The organism is Streptomyces sp. NPDC048424 (assembly GCF_040651555.1).
Taxonomy (GTDB): domain Bacteria; phylum Actinomycetota; class Actinomycetes; order Streptomycetales; family Streptomycetaceae; genus Streptomyces.
On sequence record NZ_JBEZKE010000003.1, the window covers coordinates 458,561 to 478,563 of the forward strand.

General features: G+C 75.1%; 9 protein-coding genes. 3 read left to right on the forward strand and 6 right to left on the reverse strand.

What is annotated here, in order from left to right; translation table 11 throughout:
• The 3 genes from AB0D29_RS06805 to AB0D29_RS06815 are packed head-to-tail and all read right to left on the reverse strand — an operon-like array spanning position 1 to position 11,747.
• A complete protein-coding gene (locus tag AB0D29_RS06805) occupies positions 1 to 321 on the reverse strand; it encodes an acyl carrier protein (RefSeq protein WP_362852501.1) in 321 nt (106 codons plus the stop codon).
• Positions 311 to 4,921 (reverse strand): beta-ketoacyl synthase N-terminal-like domain-containing protein, encoded by a 4,611-nt coding sequence (locus AB0D29_RS06810; protein WP_362852502.1) that lies wholly within the window; start codon positions 4,919 to 4,921, stop codon positions 311 to 313. Before AB0D29_RS06810 ends, AB0D29_RS06805 begins: the two co-directional genes overlap by 11 nt.
• Positions 4,914 to 11,747, reverse strand: coding sequence for an SDR family NAD(P)-dependent oxidoreductase (locus AB0D29_RS06815; RefSeq protein WP_362852503.1), 6,834 nt, complete (start codon positions 11,745 to 11,747; stop codon positions 4,914 to 4,916). The genes AB0D29_RS06810 and AB0D29_RS06815 overlap by 8 nt, the downstream gene beginning before the upstream one ends.
• Positions 11,748 to 12,260: 513 nt before the next feature.
• Between AB0D29_RS06815 and AB0D29_RS06820 the strand changes: the two genes are divergently transcribed.
• The 3 genes from AB0D29_RS06820 to AB0D29_RS06830 all read left to right on the forward strand — a co-directional run bounded on the left by AB0D29_RS06820 (position 12,261) and on the right by AB0D29_RS06830 (position 15,871).
• Entirely contained in the window at positions 12,261 to 13,154 is an 894-nt protein-coding gene (locus AB0D29_RS06820) for a LysR family transcriptional regulator (protein WP_362852504.1), read from the forward strand.
• 88 nt (positions 13,155 to 13,242) lie between these two features.
• Complete coding sequence (locus AB0D29_RS06825) at positions 13,243 to 14,517, forward strand: Ig domain-containing protein (protein ID WP_362852505.1); 1,275 nt, start codon at positions 13,243 to 13,245, stop codon at positions 14,515 to 14,517.
• Positions 14,518 to 14,614: 97 nt separating this feature from the next.
• Positions 14,615 to 15,871, forward strand: coding sequence for a cytochrome P450 (locus tag AB0D29_RS06830; protein WP_362852521.1), 1,257 nt, complete (start codon positions 14,615 to 14,617; stop codon positions 15,869 to 15,871).
• A gap of 45 nt (positions 15,872 to 15,916) precedes the next feature.
• On the opposite strand, the gene AB0D29_RS06835 is transcribed toward AB0D29_RS06830, so the two are convergent.
• From AB0D29_RS06835 to AB0D29_RS06845, 3 genes are all read right to left on the reverse strand, one after another.
• The gene (locus AB0D29_RS06835; RefSeq protein ID WP_362852506.1) at positions 15,917 to 17,092 is read right to left on the reverse strand and encodes a serine hydrolase domain-containing protein; all 1,176 of its coding nucleotides are present in this window, start codon (positions 17,090 to 17,092) and stop codon (positions 15,917 to 15,919) included.
• 25 nt (positions 17,093 to 17,117) lie between these two features.
• Positions 17,118 to 18,185 carry an alpha/beta hydrolase-fold protein gene (locus tag AB0D29_RS06840; RefSeq protein WP_362852507.1) on the reverse strand — a complete coding sequence of 356 codons (1,068 nt, stop codon included), beginning with the start codon at positions 18,183 to 18,185 and terminating at the stop codon, positions 17,118 to 17,120.
• Between the two features lie 141 nt (positions 18,186 to 18,326).
• Positions 18,327 to 19,901: a molybdopterin-dependent oxidoreductase gene (locus tag AB0D29_RS06845; RefSeq protein WP_362852522.1), complete on the reverse strand. Its 1,575-nt coding sequence runs from the start codon at positions 19,899 to 19,901 to the stop codon at positions 18,327 to 18,329.
• Between the last annotated feature and the right edge of the window lie 102 nt (positions 19,902 to 20,003).

The following is a 20,003-nucleotide window of genomic DNA, read 5'->3' on the forward strand; positions in this document are numbered from 1 at the left end:
TCAGCCGGCCGACGCCGGCGAGGTCCCCGCCGAGACCCGGGCCAGGGAGGTGTGCGTGATCCGGCCGATGTGGGTGACGAGGTCACCCACGGACATGGCCAGGATCGCGTCCATGTCCTTCTCCGCCAGGAAGCCCATCAGGTCCACCTCGGCGCCGTAGCGGTGGTGGAGCAGCTCGGCGAGGGCGACGAACTCGATGCTCTCCAGGGCGAGGTCCTCGTTGAACGTCGTCTTCATCGTGACCTCGTCCGCGAGAAGGAATTCGTCGCCGACGATCTCCACGAGCATGCCCGTGATCTCGGCGAGGATGTCAGTTGCCATGACGGTTCTCCGTGAGGTGGAAGGGGACGGGGGAGGGCGCGGTCGGGTGGGCGGTCCAGGCGACGACGTGGTCGGGCGGCGGGCCGGCCGGCGGGATCGCGAGCGGAGTGTCGGTGAGCGGCGTGCCGATCCGTGTCGTGCGGACCGGGTACGGGTGCCCGTCCGGGGACGTCACGAGCAGGCCGCCGGAATCCGGGTCGCCGGCCACCCGCCAGTCCCGCGGCCGGCCGCCCAGCCCGCTGCCGGCCGCCTTGGCGGCGGCCTCCTTGGCGCACCACAGGGCGGTCAGCGCGGCCGGCAGCGCCGTGCCCCCGCGGGCCGCCAGCCCTTCGGCGAGGCGGAGTTCGTCCGGCCCGAGGGCGATCCGGATCAGCGCGTCAGGGTCGGCGGTCACGGGCTCCACGTCGATGCCGACCGCCCGCGCCGGGTCGGCGAGGGCGACCGCGATCCGGTCCTTGTGGGCGATCGACAGCCGGTATCCCCGGGCGAGGGGGCCCTCGGCGAGCGGCCGGCCGGTCGCGTCGTTGCCGATGGGCACCTCAGCCGGGAACACCGGCCCGGCTCCGCCGTCCCACAGGAGCCCGCGCAGCACGTCCTTGGCGGCGATCCGGCCCAGCAGCCAGGGCGCCCGGGCCCGCGGCGACAGGCGCTCGTAGACCGCCCGCTCGCCGGCGCCCAGGTAGCGGCGCATCACCAGCTCCTGCGAGGCCGGATCGGTCCAGCGGCGCCGGGCCAGGCACCAGCCCTCGGGCCGGGGCTCGCCGATCCCGCAGACCTCGGGGGTGAACTTCATCGGCCAGACCCGTTCGTCGGCGCCGAACCGGCGGTACGTCCACCCGTCGATCCGGGCCCACACCCCGCCGGAGGCCCGGCGCAGTTCGAGGTCCCCGCGGACGGTGACGTCGTGCACCTCGCGGATCCGGGCGGTGGCGGTGACCAGCTCCTGCGGGGCCGGCGGCGGCCCGAAGAACCGGATGCGGTCCACGGTGGCCGGGAAGACCAGCCGGTCCACCGGGAGCCGCAGCTGCATCCAGTGCCCGAAGAGCTGCCCGGCGGCGTCGAGGAGCGCCCCCTGGTCGGGCAGGGCCCGCAGCACGCCGTGGATGCCGTCCGAGCCGACGGTCCGCACCTCGTGGACCCCGGCGAAGCGCGGCCCGTGGAACATCCAGCGGTCCCGGTAGAGGGCCGCGGCGCTGACGGGCGCGGGCCCGGGGTCGCGCAGCGGCGTGTCGTCGGGCGCGGGCGGCTGTCCGTACCGCTCGCCGAGCAGCACGACCACCGAGGCGTACTCCCCGAGGGTGACGCGCATCCGGCCGGGCCCGTCACCGCGGACGCGGACCTCGACGTCGACGGCCGGCTCGACGGCGAGCCACCGCATGGCACGCACGTCCTCGTAGCCGACGACGGCGAGACCGGGCGGGGCGTGCCGCCGGGCGGCGTCGGCGGCCAGCTCCAGCATGGTGGTCATGGGCACGACGGGGAACCTGTCGGAGTCCTCCGGCCAGCCGTCGGGCTGGAGGTACACGCAGTGGTCGCGTACGGAGGGCAGCGCGGCGAGCGAGAGCCGCAGGAGCTCCTTCCCCGCGGCCCCTCCCGCCCCCGGACCGCCGTCACCGGGCGCGTCGGCGGCGGCCGACCAGGCCTCGGTGACGGCCCGGGCGGCCGCGTCGGCGTCGGCCAGCACCGCGTCCAGGGCGGACAGCAGCACCGGCCGGACCGCTCCCGCCGCCGGGGCGGCCGCCGGGGCCGGGCTCGGGGCGGCGGCCGGGGCCGGGGCGGCGGCCGGGGTGAGGAGGCCGGTCAGCGAGGCGCGGGCCGCCTCGCCCAGGCGGACCAGCGGGGACCCGAGGTCCAGGGGCATGCGGAGCCCGGGTCCGGCGGGCGCCGGCCGCGGTGCGGCCGGGCCGGGGCGAAGCGTCGAACCGGCCGCCGGGGCCGCCTCGGCCAGGAGCGCCCAGCGCGGTGCGTGCCCCTCGGCCCAGAGCGCGGCGCAGGTGCGGCTCAGCGCCGCGAGGCCGGCCAGGCGGGGGGAGGAGGTGGAGACCGAGAGGTGGGGACGCTCGCGCAGGGTGTCCTCGACGAAGCCCGGCAGGCTGCCCGGCCCCAGCGTGACGAAGGTGCGCACGCCCTCCTCCTCGTACAGCCGCAGCGTCAACTCGCGGAAGCGGACCGGCTCCAGCAGATGCCGCACCACCAGCTCCCGCACCTCCCGCGGGGCGGACGGGAACGGCGCGCACGTGGTCGCCGACCACACCGGGAGGGAGCCGGCCCGCAGCGGCAGCCGGCCGAAGGCGGCGCGGACCTGGCCGAGGTACGGCTCCCACATGGGCGTGTGGAAACCCGAACGGAACGGCAGTTCCTGGCCGAGCACCCCGTCGGCGCGCAACCGCTCGACCACCGAGGCCACTTGGTCCGGATCCCCGCAGATCACCGACTGGTGCGGGCAGTTGTCGTGGCTGACCACCACCGCGTCCAGGCCGTGCAGCGCCGCCTCCGCCCGGCGGGCACCGCAGCCCAGCGCCGCGTACACGAGGTCCGGGACCCGCAGATCGTCCGGCCGCAGCGAGTCCAGGAAGGTGTCGGCCGCCTCCTGCGGATACATTCCGGCGGCCACCATCGCCGCCCACTCGCCCAGGCTGTGGCCCGCCAGCACATCGGCCCCGATGCCGAGCCCGGGCAGCACCCGGGCGAAGAAGCGGCCCGTCGCGATCGCGTCCAGGGCCCGTTCCACTAGGGTCGCGCCCCGGGTGAGGCGGGGCGGCTCCAGCCCGAGCCGGTCCGCCACGTCGTCGACCACGGGGGCGAACTCCGGCTCCAGGCCCGGGAACAGGAACGCCACCCGGCCGCCCAGTGGCTCCGGTGTGAACCACACGTCCCCGCGCCCCCGCCACGGCCGGCCCCGCGCCACCACCTTCGCGGCGAGCGCGAGACGCTGCGGCGTGGGCCCGACCACCGCGACCCGGCAGGGACCGTCGCCGCCGGAGGCCGGGGGAGCGGACGCCTTCGAAGCGGACGCCAGCCGCGCCGACAGCTCCGCCGGGGTGTCCGCGCCGATCAGGAGTACGTCGGCCCGCGCGGCCGGCCCCACCGGCGCGGCCGCGGCCCCCAGCGGCAGGAACCGCCGCACAGGAAGCGGCGGACGCGCGGCCGCCGGAGCCTCCTCCAGGACCACGTGCGCGTTGATCCCGCCGAACCCGAACGCGTTGACCCCGGCCCGGCGGGGCTCCGGCCCGCGCTCCCACGGCTCCGCCTCCGTCACCGGCCGCATGCGGGTCCGGGCCAGGTCCGCGTGCGGTTCCTCCAGGTGCAGCGTCGGCGGCAGCACCCCTTCGTGCACCGCGAGCGCGGCCTTGATCAGGCCGGCCATGCCCGAGGCCTGCATGGTGTGCCCGAGCATCGACTTCACCGAACCGAAGCCGATGCCGCGCCCGCTGCCCGGCCCGGACGGGCCGAACACCTGGGCCAGGGTGTCGAGTTCGGCAGCGTCACCGACAGGCGTGCCCGTCCCGTGCGCCTCCAGCAGCCCCAGCGCGCCCGGCGCCCGCGGATCCAGTCCGGCCTCCCGCCAGGCCCGCTCCAGTGCCCGTACCTGGCCGGCGACCAGGGGGCTCATCAGGCTCGCCGCCCGGCCGTCCCCGGCCACGCCCGTCCCGCGGATCACCGCGTACACGCGGTCTCCGTCCCGTTGCGCGTCCGCCAGCCGCTTCAGCAGCACCACCCCGGTCCCCTCGGACAGCAGGGTCCCGTCGGCCCGGCGGTCGAAGGGCCGGATCCGCTCACTCGGGCTCAGCGCCCGCAACTGCGTGAACACGCTCCACAGCGTGGCGATGTGGCAGTGGTGCACCGCCCCCGCGACCACCGCGTCACAGCGGTCCGCGGCCAGCAGTCCCACCGCCTGGTCCACCGCCAGCAGGGACGAGGCGCAGGCCGCGTCGAGGGTGTACGCGGGGCCGCGGAAGTCCAGCCGGTTCGCGGTCCGGGCGGCCGTGAAGCTCGGCACCAGCCCGATCGAGGCGTCCGGCCGCTCCGGCCCCAGCGCGTCCTGGAAGGCCGAGCGCACCGCCGCGATCCGCCGCTCGCCCAGCTCCGGCGCCAGCTCCCGCAGGGTCTGCGCCAACTGGTGGGCGGTTCGGACGCGTTGGTCGAGGCGTGCGGTGGCCACGCCCATGAAACCGCCGCGCCCCAGCACCACCCCGATCCGTGAGCGGTCGGCCGGCAGCCGGTCCTCGCCGCCCGCGTCGGCGATCGCCTCCGCCGTCGCGTGCAGGGCCAGCATCTGATCGGGCTCGGCCCCTTCCACGGCGGCCGGCATGATCCCGAAACGGGTCGGGTCGAAGGAGGCGAGGCCGTCGACGAACCCGCCCCTGCGGCAGTAGAACCGGTCACCGGCGGCGGGCCCGCCGGCGGGTCCCCCGGCGGTCGGGTCGTAGTACACCTCGGGGTCCCAGCGGTCCGGCGGGACCTCGCCGATGGAGTCCGTGCCGGCGAGGAGGTTGCGGCGGTACGCGGCCAGGTCGGGGGCGCCCGGGAAGACGGCGCCCATGCCGACGATGGCGGCGTCGGTGGGGCGGGGCCCGGTGTCGTTTCGCCGATTACTCATGGCCTCCGTCCTCCTGGGCCGGTGCCGTGTCGGCCGTGGCCATGAGGACCACCTGTACGTCGGTTCCGTGCGACAGTTCGGCCAGGAAGGCGGCGGCGCCGGCCGCCGGGTCGATGAGCGGGATGCCGCGCCGGGCGTACGCACGCTCCAGCTCGGGGGTGACCATCCCGCCCGCCTCCGCGGCCCAGGGGCCCCAGTCGACGGACAGCACCCGGCCCGGGAAGGACTCCGCCCAGGTGTGCGCGAGGCCGTCGAGGGCGTCGTTGGCGGCGGCGTAGTCGGTCTGGCCGCGGTTGCCGTAGACCCCGGCCACGCTCCCGAACAGGGCCAGGAAGCGGGGGGCGGGCGCCGGACCGTGCTCGGCGGCCGCGGCGGCCAGGTGCCGGGCGCCGGTCACCTTCGTGGTGAACACGTCGGTGAAGTCGGCCGGTTGCTTGTCGCTCAGCAGGCCGTCGCGCAGGACGCCGGCTCCGTGCACGATGCCGTCGAGGCGGCCGTGGCGCTCCCGTACGCCGGCCACGACGGCCCGTACGGCCTGCTCGTCGGTGACGTCCGCGCAGTGGTAGCGGACGGAGGCGGCCGACGCGGTGAGCGCGGCCAGCGTGGCGCGCACCTCGCGCTCGGCGAGGATCCGCGAGGCCTCGGCCTCGATCTCGGCGGGCTTGCGCAGGCCCGCGGCGATCAGCGCGGCGCGGAGGGCGACGCGGTCCTGGGCCTGGGCGAACGCGTCCGTGGCGGCGGGGGTGGCGGCGGGTTCCGGGGTGCGGCCCAGGAGTTCGATGTGGCATCCCGTGGCCTGCGCCAGGGCGAGGGCGGTACGGGCGGTGATGCCACGGGCTCCGCCGGTGAGCAGGACGACGGAGTCGGGGCCGAGGAGCTGTGCGGCGCCTCCGGCCGCGGCGAGCGGGGCCGGGACCGGAGTGCGGGTGGTGCGGGTGCCCTCGGGCGTGTACCCGACGGACGAGTGGGGTGCGTCGCAGCTCAGCTCTGCCAGGAGTTGCGCGGCGATCTGTTCGGGTGCCTCCTTGGGGTGGACGTCCACCGCGCGGACGAGTGCGCCGGGGAATTCGAGGGCGGCGCTGCGGGCGAAGCCGTGCAGGCCGGCGGCGGGGGTCCCGGGTGCGGTGACGAGCAGCAGCCGGTGGGTTCCGCCCGTCAGGGTGCGGCGCAGTGCGGGGAAGAGCTGGGGGAGGACGGGCTCCGAGCCGGTCCGCAGGGCGGTCAGGTCGACGATGCCGTCGAAGCCGGGCTCGGGTTCGGTGAGGGGGTGCGGCTCGGCCCCGTACGCCCGCAGTGCCGTGGAGAGCGCTCGGGCGAGGCCCTGGCCGTCGTCGACCACGCCGATCCGCAGGCCGTGGAGGGCTTCGGGGTCCGGGGTGGGTGTGGGGGCGGGTGCGGGTGCGGGTGCCGTTTCCACTCGGAGGCGGGTGAGTACCTGTGTGGGTGCCTGTGTGGGTGTGGGTGTGGTGGGCTGGGTGTTCGCTGCCGGGTTCGGGTTCGGGTGCGGGTGCGGGTGCGGGTGCGGGTCGGTGTGTGCGGTGATCCAGTCGACTATGCCGCGCAGGGTCTTGATCCGGGACAGCTCCTCGACCGCGGACTCGGCGGAGTCGTTCATGTCCTGGGGGAGGCCGATCCGGTCGGCCAGGGCGCCGATGATCTCCACGCGCTTGATGGAGTCGATGGAGAGGTCGGCCTCCAGGTCCAGGCCGGGGTCGAGCATGTCCAGCGGGTAGCCGGTCCGGGTGTGGACGATCTCCAGGACGACCTGCATGACCGCCTCGGGGGACCGGTCGGGGGCCGGGGCTTCGGCGGGGGCGGTCGGAGAGGTGGGGCCGGGCGCGCGCCGGGGCGTCTCCTCGGACGCCGAACGTGACGGGGGGTCGGAGGGCCTGGCCTCGTTGCGTTCGGCGCCCTGCGGGGATCGCACCGGCACGCTCCCGGCCCCGGTGGAACCGGTCGCGGGCAGGGCGGGCAGCCCCAGGTAGCTCAGCAGGACGTCCCGCTGGGCCGCGACCAGTTCGCGGGTGCTGCGGAGGTACTCCAGGATCGTCTCCTCGGCGCCTGCCGTCCGGCTCGTGGTCATGCCCGTGCCTCCATTCGCGGTCGTGAGCGGTTCTACGGCTTCAGTCGGCGCGGCCACGCGGTGCGCGGGGCGGAGGCCGCCGGGGACCGGGGTGCCGGATGCGGTGCGGACCAGGTGGCCGTCGACCAGCCAGCCCGGGCGGCGCGGGGCGCGTTCGGGGAGGCGGGAGGTGCGGCCGCGGAACAGGGCCTCCGGTGCCACCGGCACGCCGGCCGCCGTCAGTTCGGCCAGCGCCGTGACCAGCCGGACCAGGCCGTGCTCGCCGGGTACGTCCAGCGGGACCACCGTGTGGGGGCGGTCGGCCAGGATCCGGCTGACGAGGGCGGTGAGGACCCGGCCGGGGCCCGCCTCCACGAAGGTGCGGACGCCGGCCGCGTACATGGCCTCCACCTCGTCGACGAACCGGACCGGCTCCGCGACCTGCCGGGCCAGGAGGTCCTGGATGTCCGCAGGGGATGTCGGATACGGGCGTCCTGTGGTGTTCGACCAGACGGGGAGGGCCGGGGCTGTCATCGGTGTGTCCGCAAGGGCCGAGGCGAGGGCCTTCGAGGCCGCTGACACCACCTCGCTGTGGAAGGCGCAGGCCACCGGGAGGGGTTCGGCCGAGAGTCCCGCCTCGCGCAGAGCGGAGATCGCTTCCTCGATGGTGGGCGTGGGGCCCGAGATCACGCACTGCCGGGGGGCGTTGTGGTTGGCGATCGTGCAGCCGGTGTGCGCGGCGACCTCGTCCGGCGTGGCCGACACCGCCGCCATCCCGCCGGGATCCGCGCCGGCGGCCGTCAGGATCGCCTCGGCGCGGCCGGCGCTCAGCCGCAGCAGGCTCCCGGTGTCGTAGACCCCGGCCGCCCAGAGCGCGGTGAGCTCCCCGTACGAGTGCCCGGCCACGCAGTCCGGCCGTACGCCGAGCTCACCGAGCAGCAGATGCGCTGCCGCCCCGGCCAGTCCCAGGGCGGGCTGGGCCACGCGGGTGTCGGTGACCGCCGTTCTCTGGGCTGCCCGCCCCTCGGGGGTGAACGCCGCGGGTGGGAACATCGCGGCCACGACCGGGGGCGGAGCCGAGTCCAGGAGGGTGCGCAGGGCGGGGAAGGCCGTGAACAACTCGCCCAGCATGCCGGGGCGCTGGCTGCCCTGACCGGGGAAGAGGAAGGCGGTCAGGCCCTTCTTCTCGTGTGTGATGTGGATGCCCGTGCCGTGCGTGAAGGTGCGGGCCTGTTCGAGGCGGGCCGCCAGTTCGTCGAGGTCGGCGGCCACGATCGCCACCTGGACCGGGTCGGAGCCGCCGGCGGTTTCCGCCGCGAGGTCGCGCAGCGGCCAGGGGCGGCCGGCCGTGTCGTTCTCCTCCAGGCGGGCCGCGAGCCGTGCCATCGCCCGGCCGGCCGCCTTCCGGTCCGCGCCGCGGAAGCAGAACAGCTCGGCCGGCCACTCCTCCAGGCCGTGCCGGGGCTCCTCGGAGCCACCGTAACCGGCCAGCACCGCGTGGTAGTTGGTGCCGCCGAAGCCGAAGGCGCTCACCCCGGCGATCCGCCGCTCGACGGGTACGGCCCAGGGGCGCGCCTCGGCGTCGAAGGCGAAGGGGCTGCTCTCCGCCCGCCAGGCCGGGTTCGGGGTGTCGATGTGCAGGGTCGGGGGCCGTACGCCCGAGTGGACGGCCCGTGCGGCCTTGATGAGCCCGGCGAGACCCGCGGCGCACTTGGTGTGGCCGAGCTGGGATTTCACGGAGCCCAGGGCGCAGGATCCGGCGGGGGCTCCGGAGGCGGTGAACAGGTCGCTGAGGACGGCAAGTTCGGTGCTGTCGCCGACCACCGTGCCGGTGCCGTGCGCCTCGATCAGGCCCACCTCGGCCGGGGCGATGCCGGCCCGTGCGTAGGCCCGTTCCAGGGCCCGGCGCTGTCCTTCCGGGCGGGGTGCGGTCAGGCCGAGGGACCGGCCGTCGCTGGCGGAGCCCACCGCCTTGATCACGGCGTACACCCGGTCGCCGTCCCGTTCGGCGTCCGCGAGCCGCTTCAGGACGAGCGCCCCCACCCCCTCGCCGAGGGCGATCCCGTCGGCGGCCGCGTCGAAGGGCCGGCAGCGGCCGCCCGGCGACAGGGCGCGGACGGAGGCGAACATCAGGTAGTCGTTGATCCCGTTGTGCACGTCGGCGCCGCCGCACAGCACCATGTCGCTGTCCCGGTCGCGCAGTTGGCGGCAGGCCAGGTCCAGGGCGGCGAGGGAGGAGGCGCAGGCGGCGTCGACCGTGCAGTTCGCGCCGCCCAGGTCCAGCCGGTTGGCGACCCGGCCCGCGATGACGTTGGCGAGGATGCCGGGGAAGGAGTCCTCGGTGAGCCTGGGCAGTTGCTCGTCCAGGGCGGGTGGCAGCTCGCCCAGGTAGGCGGGATGGAGGGCGCGCAGCCCGTAGGCGCCCGCCAGTTCGGTGCCGGCCTCCGCGCCGAAGACCACCGAGGTCCGCGAGCGGTCGAAGGCGCGCTCCCGGCCGTAGCCGGCGTCGCCGAGGGCCCGCGCCGAGATCTCCAGGGCCAGCAGCTGCACCGGCTCGATCCCGGCGAGGGAGGCGGGCGGGATGCCGTGCGCGAGGGCGTCGAAGGGCACCGGGCCGAGGAAGCCGCCCCAGCGGGAAGGCGTGCGTTCCCCGGCCCGGGCCGGGTCGGGGTCGTAGTAGAGCTCCGGGTCCCAGCGCTCGGCCGGCACCTCGGTGACGGCGTCCGTCCCGGCGAGGACCATCGCCCAGTAGGCGGCGAGGTCCGGCGCGCCGGGGTAGGCGCACGCCATGCCGACGATGGCGATGTCGAGGGGGTCGGCCCTCTCCGGAGGCTCGTCGGCGAAGTCCCGGGCCCGGCGTTCCAGCAGTGCCGTGGCCCCCTCGGTGACCTGCGCGTGCAGTGCGGCGATCGTGGTGGTCGCGGTGCGCAGGGTCGCGGCCTGGCCGAGCATGAACAGCCCGTCCGCGTACTGCTGTTCCTCGTCGACGGCCTCCAGCCGGTCCGCCGCGCGCCGCAGGCCCTTGCTGGCGATCCGCAGCCGCCCCAGGTTGAGCCGTTCCAGCTCCTCCCAGACCTCGCGCGGTTCGGCGCCGCTCTCCGCGAGCCGCCGCCGGGTCGCCTCGAAGGTCTCGGCGTACGGGGTGTCCGCACAGCGGGTGGCGTGCCCGGGCGCGGTGCGCAGCAGTACGGTGTCCGCGCACTCCACCGCCGCCCGCTGGAAGCCCGGCAGGACCGCGCCCGCCGCCACGGCCTCCTCGGTGAACAGGTAGGCGGTGCCCATCAGCACCCCGATCCGGGCGCCGCGCCCGGCCAGCGGAGCCGCGGCCGCCACCGCCATCGCGGCGGACCGTTCGTCGTGGATCCCGCCCGCGAACAGCAGGTCCAGAGCCTCCGGTTCGGGGCAGGACAGCAGCCGCTCGATCTGCTCCTCCCACAGCGGGAACGAGGCGCGCGGCCCGACGTGGCCGCCGCATTCCAGCCCCTCGAAGACGAACCGCCGCGCCCCCGCGGCGAGGTACCGCTCCAGCAGGCCGGGCGAGGGCACGTGCAGGTGGGTGCGGATCCCGGCCGCCTCCAGCGGGGCGGCCTGCGCCGGGGTGCCCCCGGCGATGATCGCGTGCGGTGGACGGGCCTCGGTCACGGCCGCCAGCTGTGCCCGCCGCAGCTCGGGCGGGGCGAAGCCGAGCAGTCCCACGCCCCAGGGGCGTTCCCCGAGCCGTTCGGCCGTCTCGGCGAGGAGCCGGCGTACGTCCGGGCCCTCCATCACGGCGAGCGCCAGGTACGGGACGCCGCCCGCGGCGGCCACCGCCTCGGCGAAGGCCGCCTGATCGCTCACCCGGGTCATCGGCCCCTGCGCGACGGCCGGCGGCCCGCTCCGGGCCGCCGCTGCCAAGTGCCCGCCGATGGCCGCCCGTACGGCGAGGAGCACACCACCGGTGGTCCGGTGACGCTCGGCGAGCCGGGCCGCCGAGGCGCCGTCCTGCCCGACGGGCAGCAGCTGGGTCCGCAGGTCCCGGGCGCCGAGCAGCAGGTGGGCCGGACCCTCGGGCGGTGTGAGGTCGGGCCGTGCGAACACCCGGTGCCCGTCGGCGAGCCGGGTCTCGGAACCGTCCATCGCCCGCAGTGCGGTGGCCACTTCCGTCGGTAAGGCGTCCTCCCCCTCGACGGTCAGGGCCAGTTGTACGTCGAGCAGCACCCCGGCGGCGCCGCCCGCGACGGCCGCGGCCGCCGTGTGCGGCCCGATCCCGCCGCAGGCCCGTACGGGTACCCGGATGGCGGGATCCCCGAGCAGCTGCTGGAGCAGCACGAAGGTGGTGGCCGCGCCCACCCGGCCGCCGGCCTCGTGGCCCTTGGCGACGAGCGAGCCCGCCCCCGCGGCCACGGCGGTCGTGGCTTCCGCCAGGCTCGTGACCTCGGCCCACACCCGGGGCCGGCCGGCCGCCGCCGTCCACGCGGCCACCCGCTCCGGTGTGTGCCACGCGGGGTCGGCGAGCAGCACGGTGTCGACCTCGGCCGGCAGCTCCTCCGGTCCGAGCGGGCACCCCGCGGGCACCCGCACTCCGTACCTGCCGCCGCTGCCGAGCCGGCGGCCCGACTCCGAGAGTCCGCTCCGCGCGGCGTTCGCATCCCGGCCGAGGTCGAGCAGCCCGAGGGACCCGGCGCGTTCGGCGGCGGTCACGACAGCCGGGCAGGGCTCCTCGAAGGGGCTGACCGCGACGACCAGATCGCGGGGGGCGGCGGACTGCGGGGAGTGGGGGGTCACGGGCGCTCCTCTTCCAGTGCTGTGTGACATGGCGGAGTCCAGGACGGCGGTACGGAAGAACGGCAGAACGGCGGGGCGGAGAACGGAGAGCGGAGAGCGGAGAGCGGCGGAGCGGGGAACGCGACAGAGCGCGAGGAGGGGAGTGCGGCGGTCTCGCACGTCTGCCGGAGTGCGGCAGGCTTGAACAGTGGTCAAACACCCTCATGCCGCGTTGCATCGTGCGGTGGTCTCCGCGCACTGTCAACAGCCATGCGGAGTACGGTGTTTCGCTCCCGCGGCACCCGCGGGCCGCTCCGGACGGACCCGCGAACCGCGCCGGCCGAGCCGTGGCCTGCGGTGTTACCGCTCCCGCGGCGGCCGACCCCGCGGCGCGGCACGGGGTGCCGCGTCCCCGGGGACATGCCGCACCGGCATGCCTTGCCGCCGCCCGGGCATGAAGGCAAACCGGCCACCGGGAAGTTGTTCACCCGACGAGCCCTTACAGGTACGGCCTCGCGAGGTTACCGTCCGGTCATGACCCCCACGCTGGCGCAGCTCCGTTACCTCGTCGCCGTCGCCGACTGCCGGTCCATCACCGGCGCGGCCGCCTCGGTCTTCGTCGCCCAGTCCGCCCTGTCCCGGGCCGTCCAGGCCATGGAGCGCGATCTGGGCGTCGAGCTCCTCGCCCGCCGGGGAAGGGGGGTGGACCTCACGCCGGAGGGGGCCCGGGTCGTCCGGCTGGCCCGGACCGTGCTCAACGCGGTGGAGGCCATCGACGACATCGGGACCCCGCACGGCAGGGACACCCGGGCCGTCCTGACCCTCGTCACCACCCCCACGCTCGCCCTCGATCTGGCCACTGACCTGGTCGGCGCCTTCACCGAGCGGCACCCGACGGTCGACGTCCGGCTCCAGCAGCACGGCAGCAGGGAGGTCCTGGTCGAGGAACTGGTCCAGGGGCGCGCGGAGCTGGCCCTGGTGGACCTGCCCGTCGACAAGGAGCTCTCCACCCACTTCATCCAGGAGCGCGAGGTGGTGCTGATCTCCCCGCTCGGCTCCCGGCTGCCCCACCCGATGCCGCTGCGCATGCTCGACGGGCTGCCGATGGTCCTGCCCACCCCGGGGACCGGCCGGCGCACCGAGATGGAGGCCATGTTCAGCTGCCTCGGAGTACGGCCCGTCCCCTCCCTGGAGGTCGACGAACGCCTCGCTTGGGTGACCGGTGTGACGGACGGCCGCGGCTCCCTCATCTGGTACCGCGACGTGGTGCTGAGGGCGTTCGGGAGCCGGGCCGAGATCCGCTCCTTCACCCCGCCGCTGCTGCGCCCGGTGGGTATCGCCCACGCCCGTCGGCCACTGAGCCGCGCGGCCCGCGCGTTCATCGCGCAGGCCGGACACAAGGGGCCGGTCCGGGAACCGGTGCGCTGACGGGACATGCCCCCTCGGCATTGAACGATGCTCGAACGGGAGGGAATTGGGCCTGGTACACCAGCTGATGTCCCCTCACATTGTGCGCATGTCCCGACTCCTGACACCCCCACGGGCCGCCGCCCTCGCGACCGCGGCCCTCGCCACGATCCTGCCCGCGGTCGCCTGGATGGCCAGCGCCACCGCCTCCCCGGCCCCCTCCGCCACACCGGCCGTCTCCGGCACCGGAGCGCTTGCACCGGAGAAGAAGTGCACCCTTCCCGGCGGCCTGGCCGAATTCAGCGGTCTCGCCATGAGCCGCAAACACCCCGGCGTGTTCTACGCCGTCAACGACAGCGGGAACACCAACCAGGTCTTCGCCGTCGACTGCAACGCCGCCACCGGCCGGCTGCTGGCCACCCTCACCCTCTCCGGCATCGGCAACACCGACTGGGAGGCCCTCGCCCTCGGCAAGGACGCCTCGGGCGCCCCGGCGATCCTGGTCGGGGACATCGGCGACAACTTCAGCGGCCGCGCGGAGATCACCGTGCACGGTTTCGCGGAGCCCGACCAGCTGGTGAACGCCACGGTGACCCCGGTGACGTACCGCTTCTCCTACGCCGACGGCAGGCACGACGCCGAGTCCCTCCTCGCCGACCCCGTGACCGGCCGGCTCTACGTCGCGAGCAAGGTCATCGGAGCCGCCGGCCAGCTGTACCAGGCCCCGCTGCCGCCCGTGACCGGGCAGGTCAACACCCTCACGGCGGTCCGGCCCGGCCCGGTGTTCGCCACCGACGGCGCGTTCTCCCCGTCGGGAGCCTCGTACGCCCTGCGCAGCGGCGGACCGCTGGGCGCCAACACGGCCTCCGTGTACGACACCGCGGGGGTCAAGCTCGCGGACGTCGCCCTCCCGGCCCAGTCGCAGGGCGAGACGGTGACGTACGCCGACTGCACGAGCCTGCTCGTCGGGTCGGAGAACGACACCCAGGTCTGGCGGGTCCCGCTGCCTCCGGAGGCCACCCCGGGCTGCGGCACCACGCCGACACCCACACCCACACCCACACCCACTCCGACACCCACCCCGACCCCCACGCCCACTCCGACCCCGACTCCCACCCCCGGTGACCTGAGGCTCAGCAACCCCGGTCCGCAGACGTGCAAGTTCAACCAGTCCTGCACCATCCAGCTCACCGCCACCGGCGGGAAGGCTCCCGTCCGGTACGCGGCCACCGGCCTGCCCTGGGGGCTGACCCTCGACGCCGCCTCCGGCCGGATCACCGGCAAGCCCTGGGGCAGCGGCACGGTCCAGGTCACCGCCACCGCGACCGACTCCACCGGGGCCACCGCCGGCACCGCCTTCGCGCTCACCCTCACCTGGTTCTGAGACGGGAGGGGGACGGTCTTGTCCAACCCGCCTCCGAGGCCGCACTGTTGACCGAGTTTTCGTTCATCAGGTCAGGAGAACCGGCTTGTCGTCCCCGATGTCACCCGTCCCGTCCGCCCCGGACGCCCCGCACGTCATCGACCCCGCCGGCGGCTGCCCGCACGCCCTCAACGCCCGGCTGCGCGCCGCGCACGGCCCGGTGGCACAGGTCGTGCTCCCCGGCGGGGTGCCCGGAGCGGTCGTCCTGGGCCACGACGCGCTGAAGGAGTTCCTCGGTCACCCCGAAGTGGCCAAGGACGCACGGCACTTCCCGGCCCTGCACGACGGCACCATCCCCCGCGACTGGCCGCTGCGGGCCTTCGCCAACGCCCAGGGCATGCACACCGCCGACGACGCGGACCACCGCCGGCTCCGCGCCCTCGTCGGCAGGGCCTTCACGGCCCGCCAGGTGGAAAGGCTGCGGCCGCGCGTCGAGGAGCTGACCGCCGAGCTCCTCGACGACCTGGCCCGGGCCGCGGCCGAGGCCCCCGACGGGGTCGCCGACCTGCGCGAGCACTTCGCGCTCCCGCTCCCGATGAGCGTCATCTGCGAGCTGCTCGGGGTGGACCCCGAGCACCGGGGACGGCTGCACCACCTGTCCAACAAGGTGATCATCGCCACCGACACCACCCCCGCCGAGGCGATGGCCGCCGTACGGGAGCTGGTCGAGCTGATGGGCACGATCGCCGCCACCCGCCGGGAGGCCCCGGGGGAGGACCTCACCAGCGCCCTGATCGCCGCCCGAGAGGACGACGGCGACCAGCTCAGCGAGGCCGAACTCACCGGCACCATGCGGCTGATGCTCGTCGCGGGCCACGAGACCACCCTCAACCTCATCAGCAACGCCGTCCGCGCCCTGTGCACCCACCGCGACCAGCTCGCCCTCGTCCTGGAGGGGAAGGCGACCTGGTCGGACGTGGTGGACGAGACCCTGCGCTGGGACGGACCGGTCAGCTGGTTCCCCTTCCGCTACCCCACGCGCGACCTGACCGTCGACGGCACCGTCATCCCGCAGGGCACCCCGGTGCTCGCCGGCTACACCGCCGCCGGCCGGGACGAGGCCTTCCACGGCCCGGACGCCGACCGCTTCGACATCACCCGCCCCACCGCCGCCCGCGCCCTCTCCTTCGGGCACGGGGCGCACTACTGCGTGGGCGCCCCGCTCGCCCGCCTGGAGGCCACGACCGCCCTGGAGCGGCTCTTCACCCGCTTCCCCGACCTCGACCTCGCCACCCCGGAGGCCGAACTCCCGCACCAGCGCAGCTTCATCGGCAACAGCGTGGAGGCGCTGCCGGTCCGCCTGGCCGGGAACTGATGCGTCCGCCGCCCGCCGGGACCGGTCCCGGCGGGCGGCGGTCCGTCATCCCAGCGTGAGGGGCCGTTCCGGGGCCAGGTGGCCGGCGATCGCCTGCAGCACCTGGGAGCTGGCGTTCTGGACGGTGCTGCCGAGCCCCTGCGTCGCCACCGTCGCGATGGCGATCTTCTTGGACGGCAGGTAGGCGACCGTGCCCGCGTAGCCGGCGAAGGACGGGTTCTGGACGATCCAGGTGTTCTGCACGGGCAGGCCCAGCGCGTACCAGGTGTCGCCCTTGATCTTCACGACGCCGGTGAGCTGGGCCTTGTGCGACTCGGGCGTCAGCAGCTTTCCCTCACCGATCGCGGCGAAGGACTTCGCGGCGTCCTCCAGCGTGCCCGTCATGACCGAACCCGGCGCCAGCGTCCACGACGGATTCCAGTAGGTGGCGTCCTCGAACACGCCCCGTTCGTTGTCGAAGGAGTGCAGCACCGGCTCGGGGATGTCCGCCTTGGAGGAGATGGCCGTGTGGCTCAGGCCGAGCGGCTTGAGGACGTCCTCGACCATCACCTCCTCGAGGGGCTTGCGGCGCACCTTCGCGATGATGTCGCCCAGGATCACCCAGTTGGCGTGCGAGTAGGCGAAACCCGAACCGGGAGGCAGCACCAGGGGCTTGGTGACCGAGATCTTCACGCGCTCCTCCGCCGTCCAGGTCCGGAAGGGGTTCTCGTAGAGCGCGGCGATGAAGCCCTTGTCCGTGACGTAGTCCGCGTACCCGGAGGAGGTCGAGGCCAGCATCCTCAGCGTGATCTCGTCCGCGTGGGGAAGGTCCGGGCGCCAGCGGGAGATCTTGTCGTCGAGCGCGACCTCGCCCTCGTCGACGAGTTTGAGCAGCGCGGTCGTCAGATACGGGATCGCGACCGACCCGATGCGAAAACGCATGTCCGTCGTCGCGGGGAAGCCCGTCATCGTCTCCCCGGCCGCGGACGTCGCGACGCGTTCCCCGTCGACCCACACCTCGGCCATCGCCGCCGTCAGCTTGTACTTCCCGAGGGCTTCGGTGACCTGCCGCGCGGTGAAGTCCTCCGTATCGCCCGGGAGGCACGTGCCGCCCTGCGAGAGCTGTCCGGCCGGGCAGTCCTTCGCGGCGCTCTCGGCGCGTCCGAGGGTGCACCCGCCCACCAGCGAAGCGCCCAGCAGCAGGTTCAGACAGGTGAGGGCGAGGATCCTGGAACTGCGCACAGCGGTGCCTCCAAAGGGGTGGGGTCTAGCGTGCGCTCGGCGGCGCCAGTTCCGTGCTCAGCCAGCCCAGCGCGTCCGGGTACATTCCGGTCCAGGTCTGGAAGTTGTGGCCGCCCGCCGGGCGGACCAGCGTCTTGACCCGGACCCCGCTGCCCGCCGCGGCCTTGGCGAAGGCCTCCAGCTGCTGCGGCGGACTGTCCTTGTCCTGGGCGGAGGTGGCCAGGAACAGCCCGACGTCCGCCTTCTTCGCCTGCTCCACCAGCCACATCGGGCTGTTGCGCTCGCGCAGGGTCCGGTCGGCCAGCACCTCCGGGTCACCCGTCAGCGGGTCCGGGTCCAGGGCCGCGCCCGCCCGGAACACCTTCGGGTACTGCAACGGCAGCTTGGCCGCGCAGAACCCGCCGGTGGAGACGCCCATCAGCCCCCAGCCGCCCGGGGCGGGCAGCGTACGGAAGTTGCGTGCGACCAGGTCCGGCACGTCCAGCGCGAGCCAGTCGGCGATCCTGCGCTGCGGCGTGTTGCTGCAGTCGGTGTTCACCCCGCCCGGGTAGATCTCCGGGATCACCACGATGAAGGGGTGCGCCGCGCCCAGCTCCACCAGCTGCGCCAGCGCCCCGGGCATGTCGCCGAGGTCGACCCACGTACGGGGCGTGCCCGGATACCCGTGCAGCAGCATCAGGACCGGGAAACGGGTCCGGTCCGCGCCCGGCGCGCTGTACTCCGGGGGAGTCCACACGGTCACCTGTCCGGCGAGCTTCGCGTGGGAGCCCCGGAAGAAGGTGGTCCGCGTGCCGTCCCCGTTCTGCGTGAACCTGGCCCGGCCCACCGTCGGCCCGGTCATCGCGCCCGCGTCCTGCACGTCGTCGGTGCCCAGCAGGTCGTGCCAGGAGGCGTAGAGTCCGTAGCTGCCGTTGATCCAGGTGGCCACCACGCAGATGGCGGTGAGCTGGCAGAGACCGATCATCAGCACCCGCGCCGGCCACCGCACCCACCCCGGCCCGGGGACCCGGTTCCACAGGAGCAGCGCGGCGAGCACGGCGAGCGCGGTCACGACGATGAGCGTGACGAGGAACGACGTACTGGTCAGCTCCACGGCGCCGGCTCCTGTCGTACGGGCGACACGTCAACGATGTTCGGATTATTCCGTGGATGCGCCGCCGGGGCAGTCCGACCGCCGGGGGGTTCAGCCGCCCGGACGGTTCAGCTGCCCGGACGGTTCAGCTGCCCGGACGGTTCAGCCGAGGGCCTTCACCTGTACCTCCACCGAGTGCCACCCGGTCGCCCCGTCCGGCACGGTCCCGGCGCGGGCCCCCGTCTGGACCGCGCCCGTGCCGTCCGTCGCGCGGACCTCCAGCGTGTGCCGCCCGGGCGTCGCCTCCCACGGCCACACCCACTGCCGCCAGGTGTCCACCCCGTCCGCGGCCCCGAGCCGTGCCTGCTGCCAGGGGCCGCCGTCCACCCGTACCTCGACCCGCTCGATCCCGCGGTGCTGCGCCCAGGCCACCCCGGCGACCGCCACCCGGCCCGGCGCCAGGTCGGCGTACGGGCGCGGGGTGTCGATCCGCGACTGCGTCTTGACCGGGGCCTGCTGCGCCCAGGACCGCCGCACCCAGTAGGCGTCGTACGCGCCGAAGGTGGTCAGCCGCAGCTCGGTGAGCCATTTGCACGCGGAGACGTACCCGTACAGGCCCGGTACGACCATTCGGACCGGGAAGCCGTGCGCGAAGGGCAGCGGCTCGCCGTTCATGCCGACGGCCAGCAGCGCCTCCCGGCCGTCCATGACGGCCTCCAGGGGCGTGCCGATCGTCATGCCGTCCACCGAACGCGACACCAGCTGGTCGGCCGGACCGCCCCGGGACGGCGGTCGCACCCCCGCCTCGCGGAGCAGGTCGGCGAGGCGCACGCCGAGCCAGCGGGCATTGCCCGCGTACGGGCCCCCGACCTCGTTGGACACGCAGGTGAGGGTGATGTCGTGCTCGACCAGGGGCCGGCTGAGCAGCTCCCGGAGATTGAGGGTGAGGGGCCGCGCGACCCCCTCGCCGTGGATGCGCAGCCGCCAGGTGTCCGCGTCCACGCGGGGGACGACCAGGGCGGTGTCCACCCGGTAGAAGTCGCGGTCGGGGGTGAGGAACGGGGAGAGCCCCGGTACCCGCAGGTCCGCGCCGGCCGGCACCGGAGGCGCGGGCACGGTGGGCGGGGGGAGGAGGAAGCGGGCCCGCGAGGCGGTGGCGCCGGCCGAACCGTGGGCCCCCAGGCGCCGCCCGGCGAAGCCGGCCGCGACCGAGGCCGCCAGGACGCCGGCGACCAGCCGGCCGAAGCCGCGCCGGTCCACGGCCCGGCTCCCTCCCCCTGACCCCGTCCGGGGGGACCCGCTGGGCGGTGCCCCGGCCGGCCGGGGCCACGGCACCGCCCTGACCAGCAGGTACAGCACCCCGGCCGCGACCAGTCCGCCCACCAGCGACGGCAGCGCGTCCCGCCAGGTGGCCTCCGGACGGCTGAGCGCGGCCGCCGCCCCCAGCAGCCCGAACCCGCCCGCGACCGCGATCCCGGCGGGCAGGTGGCGTACGGCCAGCAGCCCGGCCAGGGCGGCCACCGCGGCCAGGACGGCGACGATGCCGAGGGTCAGCACCAGCTTGTCGGACGTGCCGAACAGCCGGATGGCCCACTCCCGGACGGCCACCGGCGTCAGGTCGACCGCCGTCCCGCCGACGGCGGTGACCGGCGCGGACTCGGGCCGCACGGCGGCCGCGGCCAGCTGCGCGAACGCCAGCCCGGCGACGGCAGCGACGATCCCGCTGACGGCGCCCATCACGCGCCCCGGCTGCGCTTCTTCATCACCTGCGAGCACACCCCCGACCAGATCCGGCACGCGGTGACCGCGCTGGAGCACGAGCTGCGGCACTTGACCACG